Here is a 13,927-nt window from a genome sequence, read left to right on the forward strand (position 1 = left end):
TGTTCAGACAGTGTTTCGTCTAGCCGTTTCTCATGAGTCGGGCAAGGGTCCATTCGGTCGGCGATTCGTGGGAATCATCCCGATTCCGAGCGGGGTGTGCGGCGATGACCTCGAAAAATGCCACGCAGGCGGTCGGCCAATTCTCGTCGGCGTTTTTCACGAGTTCCCCGGGGCACTCGAAACTGCACCGGGCCCCATGCCCCGTGAATGTGCCTCCGGTCACGTCCGACAGAGTAGCGGGCACCGGACCGGAGCGGGACGTTATCGATCGTCCCGGCTGGGCATCATCCCACCTGACCCGGGACGCCAGGGCCGGATCCGGGGGCCGGACAGGCCCTGTGGTCCGCCCATCCGAGGAGGGACGCTTCGATGGGGGAGAAGGTCGTGGCAGGTCGGTTCGATCTGTCCGATCGCCAGCGCTACCGCGACAAGCTCCGGCAGTGCCTGGCGGGACTGGAGCGGCTGCTGGCGGAGCAGCGGTTCGATCGGCCGAAGAACCTCATGGGGGTGGAGATCGAATTGAATCTCGTCGGCACCGACGGGATGCCGAGAATGCTGAATGCGCAAGTACTCGAGCGCATCGCAAGTCGAGATTTCCAAACAGAACTCGCCATGTTCAACCTGGAAGTCAACATAGCCCCACACCGATTGGGCGGGCGGGTATTCGACCGGCTCGCCGAGGAACTCCGCACCTCGCTGGCATATGCCCATCGAAAGGCGGGCGAGCTCGACGCCGGAATCCTGATGATCGGCATTCTGCCGACCCTCGACCGGGACGACCTGGTCTCCTCCAACCTCTCCGACGTCGACCGCTACACCCTGCTCAACGACCAGATCGTGGCCGCCCGTGGCGAGGACTTCCTCCTCGACATCGCCGGCGTGGAGCGCCTCACCTGCACCTCGAAGTCGATAGCCCCGGAGGCCGCCTGCACCTCGGTGCAGCTGCACCTCCAGGTGACCCCGGCCCGCTTCGCCGACGTGTGGAACGCCGCCCAGGCCGTCGCCGCCGCCCAGGTCGCCGTGGGCGCCAACTCGCCCTTCCTGTTCGGCCGCGAGCTGTGGTCCGAGTCCAGGCCCCCGCTGTTCCAGCAGTCCACCGACACCCGCCCGCCCGAACTCCAGGCCCAGGGAGTGCGGCCCCGCACCTGGTTCGGCGAGCGGTGGATCTCCTCGGCGTACGACCTCTTCGAGGAGAACGCGCGCTACTACCCGGCCCTCCTGCCGATCTGCGACGACGAGGATCCGCTGGAGGTCCTCGACGAGGGCGGCGTCCCCAAACTCGCCGAACTCGTCCTGCACAACGGCACGGTGTACCGCTGGAACCGCCCGGTGTACGGCATCGCCGACGGCGTCCCGCACCTGCGCGTCGAGAACCGCGTGCTGCCCGCCGGCCCCACCGTCACCGACGTCATCGCCAACGCGGCCTTCTACTACGGCCTGGTCCGCGCCCTCGCCGAGGAGCCGCGGCCGGTGTGGACCCGGCTGCCGTTCGCGGCGGCCGCCGCCAACTTCGACGCCGCCTGCCGCCACGGCATCGACGCCCGCTTCACCTGGCCCCGGCGCGGCCGGTACGGCGGCACGACCGAGGTCGACGCCGTGAGCCTCGTACGCGACGAACTGCTGCCGCTCGCCGAGGCCGGGCTCCAGGCATGGGGCGTCGAGGCCGCCGACCGGGACCTGTACCTCGGGGTGATCGAGGAGCGGTGCCGGCGCCGGGCCAACGGCGCGTCCTGGCAGGCCGCCACCTTCCACCGGGCCCTGGAGTCGGGGCTCTCGCGGGAGGCGGCACTGGCCGCCACGACCCGGCGCTACAGCGAGCTGATGCACCAGGGCGAGCCGGTGCACACCTGGCCGGTGGGACTGCCGGAACCGGTGCCGCTGGGGTGAACCGATGGGTCAGCCCTGGTTGCCCTGCGCTCCCGCCGCCACGATCGCCTTGAGGATGACCGTGTGGATCTGCGCCGGGTCGTTGACCTGCTGGCCGGAGCCGCCGGTCGCCCGCGCGATCTGCTCGGCCTCCGCCTTGTCGGCGTCGGGGCCCACGGCGATCACGATGAGCGGCACGGGGCGTTCGGGGTTGGTGAGCTTCTCCAGCTGACTGATCAGGGCCGAACGCGAGATGCTGCCCGGGTCCTGGTTGACGCCGTCGGTCAGGACGACCAGCGCGTTGAACTTGCCCTCGGCGTAGGAGGACGTGGCCGCCTTGTACGCGGCGAGGGTGGTGTCGTACAGGCCGGTGGCGCCGTTCGGGACCGGCTCGAGGCTGCCGAACGCCGCCGACAGGCGGTCCCGCTGGGTGCCGTCGCTCGTGCTGTCGCCGAGTCGTTCGGTCGGCACGAGGACGCGGTAGTCCTTGTCGCCGTCCAGCTCGGTGGAGAACTCCCACAGGCCGATCTGGTCCTCCTGCGTGAACGTGGCCAGGGCCTGCAGGAGCGAGGCCTTGGTGACGTCCATCCGGGACCGGCCGGTGCCCGGCACGGACTCCGACATGGAGGAGGAGGCGTCCACGACCGTGGTGATCCGCGCGCTCTGCACTGTGATCGTCCAGGTGCCGAGGGCCTCCTGGAGCGAGGCCGCCGAGGCGGGTTCGACGGCGGCGTCCGTGTACGGCTGCGGGTTCTTGCCGCCGGCCTTGGCGACCAGCGTGCGCGACACCTGCTCGTCGGAGGTTCTGAACCCCTGGTCCGTCAGCAGCTGTTGCTGCTCCGGCCGGCCGAGGAAGGTCATGAACCGGATCGCGGCCCGGCTCTCGTCGGTCGTGAGCTTCTGCTCGTCGACGAGGGCGTACGGGTAGTCGAGTCGCGGTGAGCCGTCCTTCGGATAGAAGAAGTCCAGGCTGCCCCCGCCGTCGGCCGACGAGTTGTACGCGAAGGCCGCCTGTTCGGAAAGGATCAGTGCCTGATTGCGCTTCGGATTGCCCTGCTCCGTGCCCGAGGAGTCGCGCGGCAGCGTGTCCAGCACCTGGGTGTCGCTGTCCGAGGTGCGCTGCGAGAGCGTCTTCATCATGGCCGCGGCCTGCGTGTCCCCGCCCTCGACCTGACCTGCGGCGCTGGTGAGCTGGGTGAGGGCGAGCAGCCCGGTCGCGCTGCGCGCGGGATCGGCCGCACCGAGCTTGAGGGAGTCGCCCTGCAGGGCCGCGCCGGCCAGTTCGATCCAGTTGTACGTCTTGTTCGGCCAGCCCAGCGACTTCGCTGCCTTGGGCACCATCGCCATCCCGAGCGGGGTGGAGGCGATGGTGCCGACCCGGGCCACCTCCGTCGCGCCGGCGTCCTCGGAGATCTGGTCCACCCACACCTTGGAGTCCGGCACCCAGACCTGCGCGTCCGGCTTCTTCCCGGCCATGAGGGTGTCCCTGACCTTGTACGACTCGTGCCCGGTCACCGTGACGTCGAGGCAGCGGCCGTCGGAGGTGAGGTTCTGGTCGTGGGCCCGCTTCGCCGCGGTCTCCAGGGCCGGAGCCATGTCCGGGGAGGCGGCGACCTTCAGCCGCACCGGGTCGTCCTGGCAGGAGGAGCCGAAGGAGAGCAGTCCGCCCTGGACGGCGGCCGCGGTACCGCCGGCGACGGCGAGGACGAGCACCGTCGCGACGGCCACGGTGCGGCGGCGCGCGCGTGGACGGGGGTCGCTGCCGCCCGCCCCATACTGATCGGGCAAGCTGTGACGTCCCATGACGGTGGAGCCCCTCCCTGTCGACGCTCGTGCCGGAACGCGGCCGTATATGGCAGGAAAAGGGGAGGTACGCCCCGTACGGCGTCCGTCCCCCCGACGGCCTGTCGCGCACGATCTTCGTAACTTCTTTCGAGACCCTAGCGGGGCGACGGTGGGGATGAGGCGGGATTGCTCAACTGGAGGCAGGTGTGCAGGACGAGGCGGGGCCGGTGGCCGATTCTTTTCCCCAGGAGGGGCCCTCGCGACGGATTCTTCGTGACGAGACGCTGCTCGTTCTGGGGCTTTCGCTAGGTGCGAGCGGTGTGTCCGCCCTGATCAGTTTTGTCGGATCGGTCACCAAACCGGGAGGTCTCAAGGATCAGGCGGCGACCCTCAACGCCTCGGCCGCGCCGGGCCGTCCGTGGCTTGATCTTGCCTGGCAGCTCTTCGGGATCGCGTCGGCCCTGGTGCCCGTCATGCTCGTCGCGCACTTCCTGCTGCGTGAGGGGCAGGGCCTCAGGACCCTCGGCTTCGACCGCACCCGGCCCTGGCCCGACCTCGGCCGCGGAGCCGCAGTCGCGGCCGTCATCGGCAGCACCGGAATCGCCTTCTACCTGGCCGCCCGGGGCCTCGGCTTCAACCTCACCGTGGTGCCCGAGGCGCTGCCCGAGGTGTGGTGGAAGTACCCCGTCCTGATCCTCTCGGCGATGCAGAACGCGATCCTCGAAGAGGTGATCGTCGTCGGCTATCTGCTGCGCCGGCTGCACCAGTTGGGCTGGACGCCGGGCACCGCGCTGGTGGCCAGTTCCGTACTGCGCGGTAGCTACCACCTCTACCAGGGCATCGGCGGCTTCGTCGGCAACATGGTCATGGGTGTGGTGTTCGTGTACCTGTACCGGCGCTGGGGTCGGGTGGGTCCCCTGGTGGTGGCGCATTCCCTGCTCGACATCGGGGCGTTCGTGGGCTACGCGCTGCTGGCCGGGAAGGTGGGCTGGCTGCCGACGGCGTGAGCCGCCGGCGGCATGTCTCAGGCCAGTAGCTCGCCCTCGATGACGGTCACCGCGCGACCGCCGAGCAGCGTGCGCTCGCCTCGCAGCTCGGTGCGGACGCGGCCGGAGCGGGGCGAGGCCTGCAGGCCGGTGAGTTCGGTGCGGCCGAGGCGCTCGGACCAGTAGGGGGCGAGCGCCGTGTGGGCGCTGCCGGTGACCGGGTCCTCGTCGATGCCGACGTTCGGGAAGAAGCAGCGGGAGACGAAGTCGTAGCCCAGCGCGGGGTCCTCGGCGCGGGCGGTGGCGATGATGCCGCGCTCGGAGTGGGCGGCCAGTGCCTTGTGGTCCGGGTTCAGGGCGTGGACCGTCTTCTCGTCGGCGAGTTCGACCAGCAGGTCGCCGATGTTCGGGCCGGTGTCGAAGGCGGTCAGTGGCTCGGCGCCCAAGGCCTCGGCGACCCCGTCCGGGAGCTCGACCGGGGTGAGCGGGGCCGTCGGGAAGTCCAGGGTGATCGAGCCGTCCTCGCCGGGTGTCGCGATGAGGACGCCGCTGCGGGTGGCGAACCGTACGGGGCCCTCGTGGGCGCCGGTGGTGTGCAGGACGTGGGCCGTCGCGAGCGTCGCGTGCCCGCACATGTTCACCTCGGTCGCCGGGGTGAACCAGCGCAGCGCCCAGTCGGCCTCGCCGCCCTCGGGCAGACGGTGGGCGAAGGCCGTCTCCGCGTGGTTGACCTCGAGGGCGATGTTCTGGAGCCGGTTGTCGTCCGGGAAGGCGTCGAGGAGAAGGACGCCGGCCGGGTTGCCGGCGAAGGGGCGGTCGGTGAAGGCGTCGACGATTCGGATCTGCATGCCCGCGACGCTACGGGTTCGGTGAAGCCGCAGGACAAGGCCAATTCCGGGCCGCTGGACCCATTTCGGAGCCGCAGCCCTGAGCCAGGGGGCTTGCCTTGCGAACTGTTCCGATATATCGTTGACGCATCGCGACAGATCAACGATGGAATGGAGTGATTGCGATGCGTTCCCATGGATTCGAACGTGGACACGGTGGTGCGGGTCGTCGGGGCCGAGATGGCGTCGAGGCTCTGCGTGGCGCCTTCGGCCCCTTCGGGCCGGGCGGGCCGGGTGGTCCCGGCTTCGGCGGACCGGGCTTCGGTCCGGGCCCCTGGGGCCCGAGGGGCCGCGGCGGACCGCGGGGGAGGGCGCGGCGCGGCGATGTGCGCGCGTCGATCCTGGCCCTGCTCAAGGACCGGCCGATGCACGGTTACGAGATGATCCAGGAGATCGCCGAGCGCAGCGGCGGGGCGTGGAAGCCCAGCCCAGGCTCGGTGTACCCCACCCTCCAGCTGCTGGAGGACGAGGGCCTGATCATCAGCGCGAGCGAGGGCGGCAAGAAGCTCTTCTCGCTCACGGACGCCGGCCGTACCGCGGCCGACGAGGGCCCGGACGCGCCCTGGGAGGAAGCCTCCCGCGGCATCGACTTCGAGGCTCTCGGCGAGATCCGGCAGGCCGGCTTCGGTCTGATGGAGGCCTTCGGCCAGGTCTGGAAGACCGGCAGCAAGGAGCAGCGCGAGAAGGCGCTCACCGTCATCAACGAAGCCCGTAAGAAGCTGTACCTCATCCTTGCCGATGAGGGCTGACAGCAGTCGTACGGCAGTCATGTCGTACGGCGGTGAGAGGCGCCCCGTGGAGTGATCCGCGGGGCGCCTTCGTGTGTCCGTCGGTCCTTCGTGTGCCCGTGGGTCAGGACACCAGCCCGGCCAGCTTGCGCAGCGACTCGTTGAGCGCGGCGGTCCCCGAGTCCTTGAGCTTGCCCGCCATCAGCGAGACCGCGGCGCCCGTGAACTCGCCGTCGATGCGGACCGTGGTGGCGTCGCCGTCCGGTGTGAGCGTGTAGCGCGTGGCGACGCTCACGGCCATCGGGCCCTTGCCCTGGATGGCGAACACCCGTGCCGGTTCCAGCTCCGCGATGGTCCACTCGACCTCGGCCGGGAACCCCATGAGCTTCATGTTCTCCTGGAAGGTCCCGCCCACTTCGAGGGCCGTGGGGCCGCCCTTGGGGAAGCTGGTGTGGGTGGCGTTCCAGTCCCCGTACGCGGGCCAGTTCGTGAGCTGGGCCCACACCTTCTCGGCCGGTGCCCCGATACGTGCCTCCGCGCTGATCTCGGCCATGCGACCACCTCTTCGACTCGGGCTTCGGTGTCGCGGAACGTAGCCGCAGGGCCTGGAACATTCAATGCTGATGAACCGTCAGAAAGTGTGGAGAGGTGGGGAGACGGGCCCGGCCGGCCGTTCAGGCGACCCGCCGTATCACCGCCGCGTCGAACAGATCCCACGCACGCGGGAAGGCGCTCTCGTCGTGGCAGTGCCACGCCTCCCAGAACAGGTCGGCGAGCAGCGCGTCCTCCGGGGCGTACACCCGGTAGACGTACTGCTTGCCGTCGACGGCCGGCAGAGCCACCAGCCAGCACCTGCTCTCCACGTCTTTTTTGGACGAGCCGAGGCGCACTGCGGTTGCGCGCGGGGCGCACGGCAAGGCGGCGCGCGCCTCAGCGGGGAAAGGGGTGTGATCTCATCCGCAAGGAGGAGATTTTCGCGGCCGGGGTCCACTCTGTGTGGGACGCGAAAATGCTTCCCCCCGGGGATGACCCGAGCCGAAGGGGCTGATGGGGTAGGGGATGTGCAACCCCGTATCCCCCGGCAGTCCGCCCGTGACCAGGGCGGAGTGCCGCCAACAGGCGCGGACGGCGCTGCCGGGCTCAGTGAAGAGCTGGCAGCGGTGGTCTCCGGTGCCCGCCGCCGGGCGCTCAGGGACGGGGACCGGCAGATCGACACGGCCCATCTGCTGCACTCGCTCCTGGAGTCCGACCCCGAGGTGTCCGCCGTCTTCGAGGGCACACCGCAGATGGCCCGGCTGCTGGGCTATCTCGTGCAGCGCAGCATCGGCTACGGACTGCGTTGGCAGGGCACCGTCGAGGACTCCGGCGCCGTGCCCGTCGTGACCTCGGCCGAGGGCTTCTCCCCGCTGGCCGCGGGCGCGATGGGGTACGCCGGTGCGCGTGCCGCCCGGCGGGGTGGCGGCCCGGCCCGCGGTATCGACCTGCTCGCGGCGATCCTCGTGGACTCCGAGTCCCGCGCCGTCGAGGTGCTCGGCCGTGCCGGCATCGACGCGCACGAGGTGTTCGCCCGGATCGACGACCGCTCACCGCGCAGCCTGTGGGGAGAGCCGCCGTGGTCCAGCCGTTGAGACAGGTGTCAACGGGGGTGACGGTCATGTCATCGCCTGTCATCATGTGCCGGTGCAGACGTATGAGAGCAGTCAGGGTGGTGCGGGCAAGAGCGTGGGGCTCGGCCTGGCGCTGGTGTCCGCGCTCGCCTTCGGCGGATCCGGGGTCGCGGCCAAGCCGTTGATCGAGGCGGGACTCGACCCGCTCCACGTGGTGTGGCTGCGGGTGGCGGGCGCCGCCCTCGTGATGCTGCCGCTCGCCGTGCGCCACCGCGCCCTGCTGCGCAGCCGGCCCGCCCTGCTCGCCGGCTTCGGACTGCTCGGCGTGGCCGGTGTGCAGGCCTTCTACTTCGCCTCGATCTCCCGCATCCCGGTCGGGGTCGCGCTGCTCGTCGAGTACTTCGCGCCCGCCCTCGTGCTCGGCTGGGTGCGGTTCGTGCAGCGGCGGCCGGTGACACGGGCCGCCGCCGTCGGCGTGGTCCTCGCGGTCGGCGGGCTCGCCTGTGTCGTCGAGGTCTGGTCGGGGCTGAGCTTCGACGCCCTCGGCCTGCTGCTCGCGCTCGGCGCCGCCTGCTGCCAGGTCGGCTACTTCGTCCTGTCCGACCAGGGCAGCGACTCCGGGGCCGAGGCCCCCGACCCGCTCGGCGTCATCGCGTACGGTCTGCTCGTCGGCACGCTCGTGCTCACCGTCGTCGCCCGCCCGTGGACCATGGACTGGTCCCTCCTCGCGGACAGCGCGGACATGAACGGCACCCCGGTCGCGGCCGGCCTCCTGCTCGGCTGGATCGTGCTGATCGCCACGGTCCTCGCCTACGTCACCGGCGTGCTGTCGGTGCGCCGGCTCTCGCCGCAGGTCGCCGGCGTCGTGGCCTGCCTCGAAGCGGTCATCGCGACCGTTCTCGCCTGGTTCCTGCTCGGCGAGCACCTCTCGGCGCCGCAGATCGTGGGCGGCGTGGTGGTCCTGGCGGGCGCCTTCATCGCGCAGTCGTCGGCTCCTGCCAAGAGCTCCCCGGAGCCGGTTGCGAGCGGTGGCCCCGAAAGTCAGTTGTCCGCCCGCGAGACCGCCGCCTAGGCTGCCGATCATGCATTCCCGCGCACTCGTTCTCCCGCCGCCGGCCGCCTGAGGCGGGCCCTCCGGCAACCACGCCCGGCATGTCGCCGGGCTGAGCGGTGCTGCCCGCAGAAGAAGTCCACGGACCCCGCCGAGCGGGCGTCCTTTCCGAACTTCTGCGCACCTTGTGCGCCTGCGGAGAGAACACGTGTCGAATGCTGTCTCAGGCCTGCCCGTCGGGCGAGGCCTCCTCTACCTGATCATCGCCGGGACCACCTGGGGTACCGCGGGCGCGGTCGCCTCCCTGGCCTACCAGGTCAGTGACCTGGGCCCCGTCGCCCTGTCCTTCTGGCGCTGCGCGACCGGCCTCGTGCTGCTGCTCGCGGCGCGCGTCCTGCGTCCGGGCGCCCGTACGGCCGTAACCGAACCGCTTCGTCGCAAGGCGCTGCGGGTCGGTGTGACGGGCGTCGGGCTCGCGGTGTTCCAGACCGCCTATTTCGCGGCCGTACAGGCCACCGGACTCGCCGTGGCCACCGTCGTCACGCTCGGCGCCGGTCCCGTCCTCATCGCGCTCGGTGCGCGGCTGACCCTGGGGGAGCGGCTCGGGCGGGGCGGGATCGTCGCCGTCACCGGGGCGCTCGCCGGGCTCGGGGTGCTGGTGCTCGGCGGCGAGGACGCGTCCGTACGCCCGTGGGGCGTTGCGCTCGGCCTGCTGTCGGCGGCCGGGTGCTGTGTGATGACCCTGCTCACGCGCCGATGGGGCCACGACGGCGACGCCTCCGGTACGTCCGTGGGGGCGTTCGCGGTGACCAGCCTCTGCCTGCTGCCGTTCGCCCTGGCCGAGGGTCTGGTGCCGCACACCACGCAACCCGCCCTGCTCCTCGTGCTGTTGGCCTATCTGGCGTCCGTCCCCACGGCTCTCGCGTACGCCCTCTACTTCGCGGCCGCCGTCGTCGTCCGGTCGGCCACCGTGTCCGTGATCATGCTGCTGGAGCCGGTGAGCGCCGCGGTACTCGCCGTCGTCCTGTTCGGGGAGCGGCTCACGCCGACCACGCTGGTCGGCACCCTGCTGATGCTCGGAGCGGTCGCGGGACTCGCGGTGACGGAGGCGCGGAGCGCGGCGGGGGAGGAGCAGGAGCCGGTGCTCGTATGACGGAGAGGGGCCCTTCTTTCGAAAGCCCGAGAAGTGGGAAGGGCCCCTTCTCTCACGCTCCGCCGCGACGCATCAGGTGCTCGCGTGCCGCCGCGTCATGCGGACCACCGCGCCCCGCCAGCCCGTCCGCGATCCGGCCCCGCACGTCCGCGGACCGCTTGCCCCCGAACTTGAACTTCGCCCGCACACCGGTCACTTCGAGCCGTACCCCGCGGATCCCCGACAACATCCGCCCGTACGGCACCTGGCCCACCGCCACCTCGGCGGAGCCGCCCTCCGGCTGGAAGTGGCCGACCTGGCGGTTGAGGAGCTCGGCCTTCTCGGCCGGGTCGTCCACGAGGTGGGCCCGGCAGCGGAGTTGGACGGCCGCGTAGAAGCTCGTCGGCGTGCCGTGTTCGGACGGGCCGTCCGGCTCGGCCTGCCAGGGCCCGGTGACGTACGCGTAGTCGTCGACCACGCTCAGCAGGACGACCGGGTCCGCCTCCAGTGCGCTCCACAGCGGGTTGGGCCGCGCGAGGTGCGTGAGGGCTTCGCCGCGCTCGGGGTCGTAGGCGAAGTGCAGGGGCTGGACGAACGGCGGCTCGCCCGGCGGGCCGTTGACGGCGAGCTGCCCGAAGTCGTGGACGGACAGCCACTGTTGCCACTCGGCGTCGTCGCGGGGCGCGTCCCAGGGATGGATGAGCATCACGGGACCGCCAGGTAGTCGGGGAGGTCGGTGCCGGGAGCGAGGTGGGGGTCTCCTACGGGGGTCCCGTAGCCCTTGCGCAGCGGGACGACGCCGGCCCAGTGCGGGAGGGCGAGGTCCTCGGGCTCGTCGTTGACGCCGCCGGTGCGGAGCTTGGCGGAGACCTCGTTCAGGTCGAGGCGGATCACCGCGGTGGCGGCCAGCTCCTTCTTGTTGGCCGGCCGGGAGTCCTGCGAGCGGCCCGGTACGACGTGGTCGACCAGCGCGTCGAGGGCGAGGCGCTTCTCCTCGGGGTCCGTCACGTCGTACGCCGTGCCGTGCACCACCACGGACCGGTAGTTCATCGAGTGGTGGAAGGCGGAGCGGGCCAGGATCAGCGCGTCGACGTGTGTGACCGTCAGGCACACCGGCAGCCCGGGGTCGGCCTGGCCCGTCATGCGCAGCGGGCGCGAACCGGTCGAGCCGTGGACGTAGAGCCGCTCGCCGACCCGGCCGAACAGCGTGGGCAGCACCACCGGTGCACCGTCGCGGACGAAGCCGAGATGGCAGACGTAGGCCTCGTCGAGTATCGAGTGCACCAGTTCCTTGTCGTGGGAGGCCCGGTCGGGGGAGCGCGTGGGGACGGTGCGGTCGGTCGGGGTGTAGGCGGTAGGCGCTGATGTGATCTCAGTCGTCCCCTGCATTGCGATCTCCATTGCACTAGTGCATAATCTTCTTTGTGCTAGGAGAATACCGGATCGAAGGGCGACGCGCAGCAGAGATTGCGGCGAGCGTCGAGCGCGCGGTGGGTGCGGGCGAGCTGCAGCCGGGTCAAGTGCTGCCGCCCATGCGGGAGTTGGCGGTCGAGCTCGGAGTGAACGCCAACACGGTCGCGGCCGCGTACCGCATCCTGCGCGAGCGCGGGGTCATCGAGACCGCCGGGCGACGGGGCAGCCGGGTGCGCGCCAAGCCGGCGACCACGGGGCGCGAGTCGATCCGGGTCGAGGCGCCCGAGGGCGTACGGGACGTCTCGAACGGCAACCCGGATCCGGCGCTGCTGCCGCCGCTCGCGCCCGCGTTCGCGGCGGCCGCCGAGCAGAACGACCGGGAGCCGGTCCTCTACGGGGACGCGCCCGTGGACCCGGAGTTGGCCCGTCTCGCGCGGGCCGGCCTGGATGCCGAGGGTGTCCCGGACGGGCCGCTCGCGGTCGCCTCCGGATCGCTCGACGTGATCGAGCGGGTCCTCGCGGCCCATCTCAAGCCGGGGGACACGGTCGCCGTGGAGGACCCCGGGTGGGGCAGCCTCCTCGACCTGGTCCCGGCGCTGGGGCTGCGCACGGTCCCTGTGGGCGTGGACGACGAGGGGCCACTCGCCGACGACGTACGGCGAGTCCTGGAGGCCGGGGCACGTGCCCTGATCGTCACCGACCGGGCGCAGAACCCCACCGGCGCCGCGGTGAGCGCCACGCGCGCGCGTGCCCTGCGGTCCGTACTCCGGGGGCACCCGGAAACCCTGCTCATCGAGGACGACCACGGCCACGGCATCGTCGACCTCCCGCTGCACCCCCTCACGGGCATCACCCGCCACTGGGCCTTCGTTCGCTCGGTGGCCAAGGCGTACGGCCCCGACCTACGGCTCGCCGTCCTCACCGGAGACCCCGTCACCGTCGACCGCGTACGCGGCCGGCACCGGCTCGGCCCCGGCTGGGTCAGCCGCATCACCCAGCGGGCGGTAGCGCGCCTGTGGGCCGACGGCGTGCTGGACACGTCGGCCGTGGCGGCCGCCTATCGCGCACGCCGGGACCTGCTGATCGACGCGCTCGCCGAACGCGGGGTCGAGGCCCACGGCCGCAGCGGCCTGAACGTGTGGATCCCGGTCCCGGACGAGACCGGGGCGGTCGCGCGACTGCTGCATGCGGGGTGGGCGGTCGCACCCGGGGCTCGGTTCCGTATGGGCGCACCGCCCGGGATTCGGATCACCGTGGCGACGTTGGAGGAGAACGAGGTCGGTTCACTGGCGAACGCGGTGGCGGCGGCGGTGGGGCCTTCGCCGGCGCGGCGTTACGTTTGAGTGCTTCGTTGGAGGTCCGGTGTGCCGGCTGCGGGTGAGTCGTGGCTGGTCGCGCAGTTCCCCGCGCCCCTGAGGTTGGGTAGCGGGCCCGGCGCCTAAAACGGGCCCGGCGACAGTGCCCTCAAGGGGCGCGGGGAACTGCGCGACCAGCCACATCCGACCCGCAGCAGCCGACAATCCACACACACCCACCCCCCTAGGCGCCCCGCCTCACCTGAGTGAGCGCCGCCCCCGCAAGAACGACAACCGCCCCGACCGGAGTCGACCAGCTCAGCGACTCGCCCAGCAGGGCAACACCCGCCCCCGTGGCGATGACCGGAATGAAGTACGTGACCATCTGGGCCGTAGTAGGCCCGACCTCGGCAACCAGCCCGTACTGGATGAGCAGAGCCAGCCCCGTGCCAAAGGCACCCAGTGCACCGATCGCAAGCAACGGCAGCACCGGAAAGCGGGCCGGCGCACCGGCGAACAGGGGCGTCACAACAGCCAGTTCAACCGTCGCGGCCAACAACTGCGCCCCGGTCATCGACAGATGCGACCGACCGGCTCCGGCCAGCGTCCGACGGACGTAGATCCACCCGATCGGATAGCTGAGCGAGGCCGCCAGCGCCATCGCCGTACCCGTGACGTCGAGGCCGTGGAACCCCTGCCAGACACCCAGCACCGTCAGAACCCCGAGGAAGCCGATCCCGAGCCCCGCGACCTTCAGCCGTGTCGGCCGGTCCTCGGAAAGAGCGACGAGGGACAGAGCCATCCCCCAGAGAGGCGAGGTCGCGTTGCAGATGGCCGCCAGCGTCGACGGGATCGTCTGCTCGGCATACGCGAACAGCGAGAACGGCAGCGAGTTGAGCAGAAACGCGGCGACCGCCAGATGCCCCCACGTCCGCGCCCCGCGAGGGAACCGCTCCCGCTTCACCACCATCGCGGCCGCGAGCACCGCCGTACCGAACACCAGTCGGCCGAGCGTGACCTGGAAGGGGGCGTAGCCGTCGGTTCCCACCTTGATGAGGAGGAAGCTGAAGCCCCAGATCAGCGAGAGCACGCCGAAGCGGATACGCCAGTCGAGGGTGCGGCGGGGGCGGGAGGCGCTGCGGGCGGGGGTCCGGGGAGGGGCGACGGTGCTCATGGG

General features: G+C 71.2%; 14 protein-coding genes. 7 read left to right on the forward strand and 7 right to left on the reverse strand.

The genetic code is table 11. The features are described from left to right. The first annotated feature begins 369 nt into the window (after positions 1–369). A complete protein-coding gene (locus tag IG08_RS0131440) occupies positions 370–1,887 on the forward strand; it encodes a glutamate-cysteine ligase family protein (protein WP_030610092.1) in 1,518 nt (505 codons plus the stop codon). A gap of 9 nt (positions 1,888–1,896) precedes the next feature. Here IG08_RS0131440 and IG08_RS0131445 read toward each other — a convergent pair whose 3' ends face one another. Beyond that, positions 1,897–3,669, reverse strand: coding sequence for a substrate-binding and VWA domain-containing protein (locus IG08_RS0131445; RefSeq protein ID WP_030610095.1), 1,773 nt, complete (start codon positions 3,667–3,669; stop codon positions 1,897–1,899). 188 nt (positions 3,670–3,857) lie between these two features. Between IG08_RS0131445 and IG08_RS0131450 the strand changes: the two genes are divergently transcribed. After that, positions 3,858–4,658: a CPBP family intramembrane glutamic endopeptidase gene (locus IG08_RS0131450; RefSeq protein WP_030610098.1), complete on the forward strand. Its 801-nt coding sequence runs from the start codon at positions 3,858–3,860 to the stop codon at positions 4,656–4,658. Between the two features lie 17 nt (positions 4,659–4,675). Here IG08_RS0131450 and IG08_RS0131455 read toward each other — a convergent pair whose 3' ends face one another. After that, positions 4,676–5,485: a PhzF family phenazine biosynthesis protein gene (locus IG08_RS0131455; RefSeq protein ID WP_030610101.1), complete on the reverse strand. Its 810-nt coding sequence runs from the start codon at positions 5,483–5,485 to the stop codon at positions 4,676–4,678. A gap of 164 nt (positions 5,486–5,649) precedes the next feature. Here IG08_RS0131455 and IG08_RS54615 point away from each other — a divergent pair, with 164 nt between their 5' ends. Next, on the forward strand, positions 5,650–6,273 hold the full coding sequence (locus tag IG08_RS54615; RefSeq protein ID WP_030610116.1) for a PadR family transcriptional regulator: 624 nt from the start codon (positions 5,650–5,652) through the stop codon (positions 6,271–6,273). Between the two features lie 103 nt (positions 6,274–6,376). Here the strand turns inward: IG08_RS54615 and IG08_RS0131465 are convergent, their stop codons facing one another. Beyond that, the gene (locus IG08_RS0131465) at positions 6,377–6,805 is read right to left on the reverse strand and encodes a type II toxin-antitoxin system Rv0910 family toxin (protein ID WP_030610118.1); all 429 of its coding nucleotides are present in this window, start codon (positions 6,803–6,805) and stop codon (positions 6,377–6,379) included. A 121-nt stretch (positions 6,806–6,926) separates the two neighbouring features. Further along, positions 6,927–7,094, reverse strand: coding sequence for a hypothetical protein (locus IG08_RS59330; RefSeq protein ID WP_106981059.1), 168 nt, complete (start codon positions 7,092–7,094; stop codon positions 6,927–6,929). A 219-nt stretch (positions 7,095–7,313) separates the two neighbouring features. On the opposite strand from IG08_RS59330, the gene IG08_RS0131475 reads away from it, so the two are divergent. From IG08_RS0131475 to IG08_RS0131485, 3 genes are all read left to right on the forward strand, one after another. After that, on the forward strand, positions 7,314–7,880 hold the full coding sequence (locus tag IG08_RS0131475; protein ID WP_043455733.1) for a Clp protease N-terminal domain-containing protein: 567 nt from the start codon (positions 7,314–7,316) through the stop codon (positions 7,878–7,880). 46 nt (positions 7,881–7,926) lie between these two features. Next, the gene (locus tag IG08_RS0131480; RefSeq protein WP_030610123.1) at positions 7,927–8,931 is read left to right on the forward strand and encodes an EamA family transporter; all 1,005 of its coding nucleotides are present in this window, start codon (positions 7,927–7,929) and stop codon (positions 8,929–8,931) included. 187 nt (positions 8,932–9,118) lie between these two features. After that, positions 9,119–10,063 carry a DMT family transporter gene (locus tag IG08_RS0131485; protein ID WP_030610126.1) on the forward strand — a complete coding sequence of 315 codons (945 nt, stop codon included), beginning with the start codon at positions 9,119–9,121 and terminating at the stop codon, positions 10,061–10,063. A gap of 52 nt (positions 10,064–10,115) precedes the next feature. Here IG08_RS0131485 and IG08_RS0131490 read toward each other — a convergent pair whose 3' ends face one another. After that, entirely contained in the window at positions 10,116–10,748 is a 633-nt protein-coding gene (locus IG08_RS0131490; protein ID WP_030610129.1) for an FMN-binding negative transcriptional regulator, read from the reverse strand. Next, positions 10,748–11,431: a pyridoxamine 5'-phosphate oxidase family protein gene (locus IG08_RS0131495; protein WP_030610132.1), complete on the reverse strand. Its 684-nt coding sequence runs from the start codon at positions 11,429–11,431 to the stop codon at positions 10,748–10,750. Before IG08_RS0131495 ends, IG08_RS0131490 begins: the two co-directional genes overlap by 1 nt. 35 nt (positions 11,432–11,466) lie before the next feature. Between IG08_RS0131495 and IG08_RS0131500 the strand changes: the two genes are divergently transcribed. Further along, on the forward strand, positions 11,467–12,798 hold the full coding sequence (locus IG08_RS0131500; RefSeq protein WP_030610135.1) for an aminotransferase class I/II-fold pyridoxal phosphate-dependent enzyme: 1,332 nt from the start codon (positions 11,467–11,469) through the stop codon (positions 12,796–12,798). A gap of 196 nt (positions 12,799–12,994) precedes the next feature. Here IG08_RS0131500 and IG08_RS0131505 read toward each other — a convergent pair whose 3' ends face one another. Next, positions 12,995–13,924: a DMT family transporter gene (locus IG08_RS0131505; RefSeq protein WP_199820933.1), complete on the reverse strand. Its 930-nt coding sequence runs from the start codon at positions 13,922–13,924 to the stop codon at positions 12,995–12,997. Positions 13,925–13,927: the final 3 nt, after the last annotated feature.

Source organism: Streptomyces fulvoviolaceus (assembly GCF_000718165.1).
Classification (GTDB): Bacteria; Actinomycetota; Actinomycetes; order Streptomycetales; family Streptomycetaceae; genus Streptomyces; species Streptomyces fulvoviolaceus.

Excerpts from the sequence above, each read along its gene's own strand:
- IG08_RS0131465 (WP_030610118.1), bottom strand. The coding sequence starts at position 6,805 with ATGGCCGAGATCAGCGCGGAGGCACGTATCGGGGCACCGGCCGAGAAG.
- IG08_RS0131455 (WP_030610101.1), bottom strand. The coding sequence starts at position 5,485 with ATGCAGATCCGAATCGTCGACGCCTTCACCGACCGCCCCTTCGCCGGC.
- IG08_RS0131495 (WP_030610132.1), bottom strand. The coding sequence starts at position 11,431 with ATGCAGGGGACGACTGAGATCACATCAGCGCCTACCGCCTACACCCCG.
- IG08_RS0131445 (WP_030610095.1), bottom strand. The coding sequence starts at position 3,669 with ATGGGACGTCACAGCTTGCCCGATCAGTATGGGGCGGGCGGCAGCGAC.
- IG08_RS0131490 (WP_030610129.1), bottom strand. The coding sequence starts at position 10,748 with ATGCTCATCCATCCCTGGGACGCGCCCCGCGACGACGCCGAGTGGCAA.
- IG08_RS54615 (WP_030610116.1), top strand. The coding sequence starts at position 5,650 with ATGCGTTCCCATGGATTCGAACGTGGACACGGTGGTGCGGGTCGTCGG.
- IG08_RS0131440 (WP_030610092.1), top strand. The coding sequence starts at position 370 with ATGGGGGAGAAGGTCGTGGCAGGTCGGTTCGATCTGTCCGATCGCCAG.
- IG08_RS0131505 (WP_199820933.1), bottom strand. The coding sequence starts at position 13,924 with ATGAGCACCGTCGCCCCTCCCCGGACCCCCGCCCGCAGCGCCTCCCGC.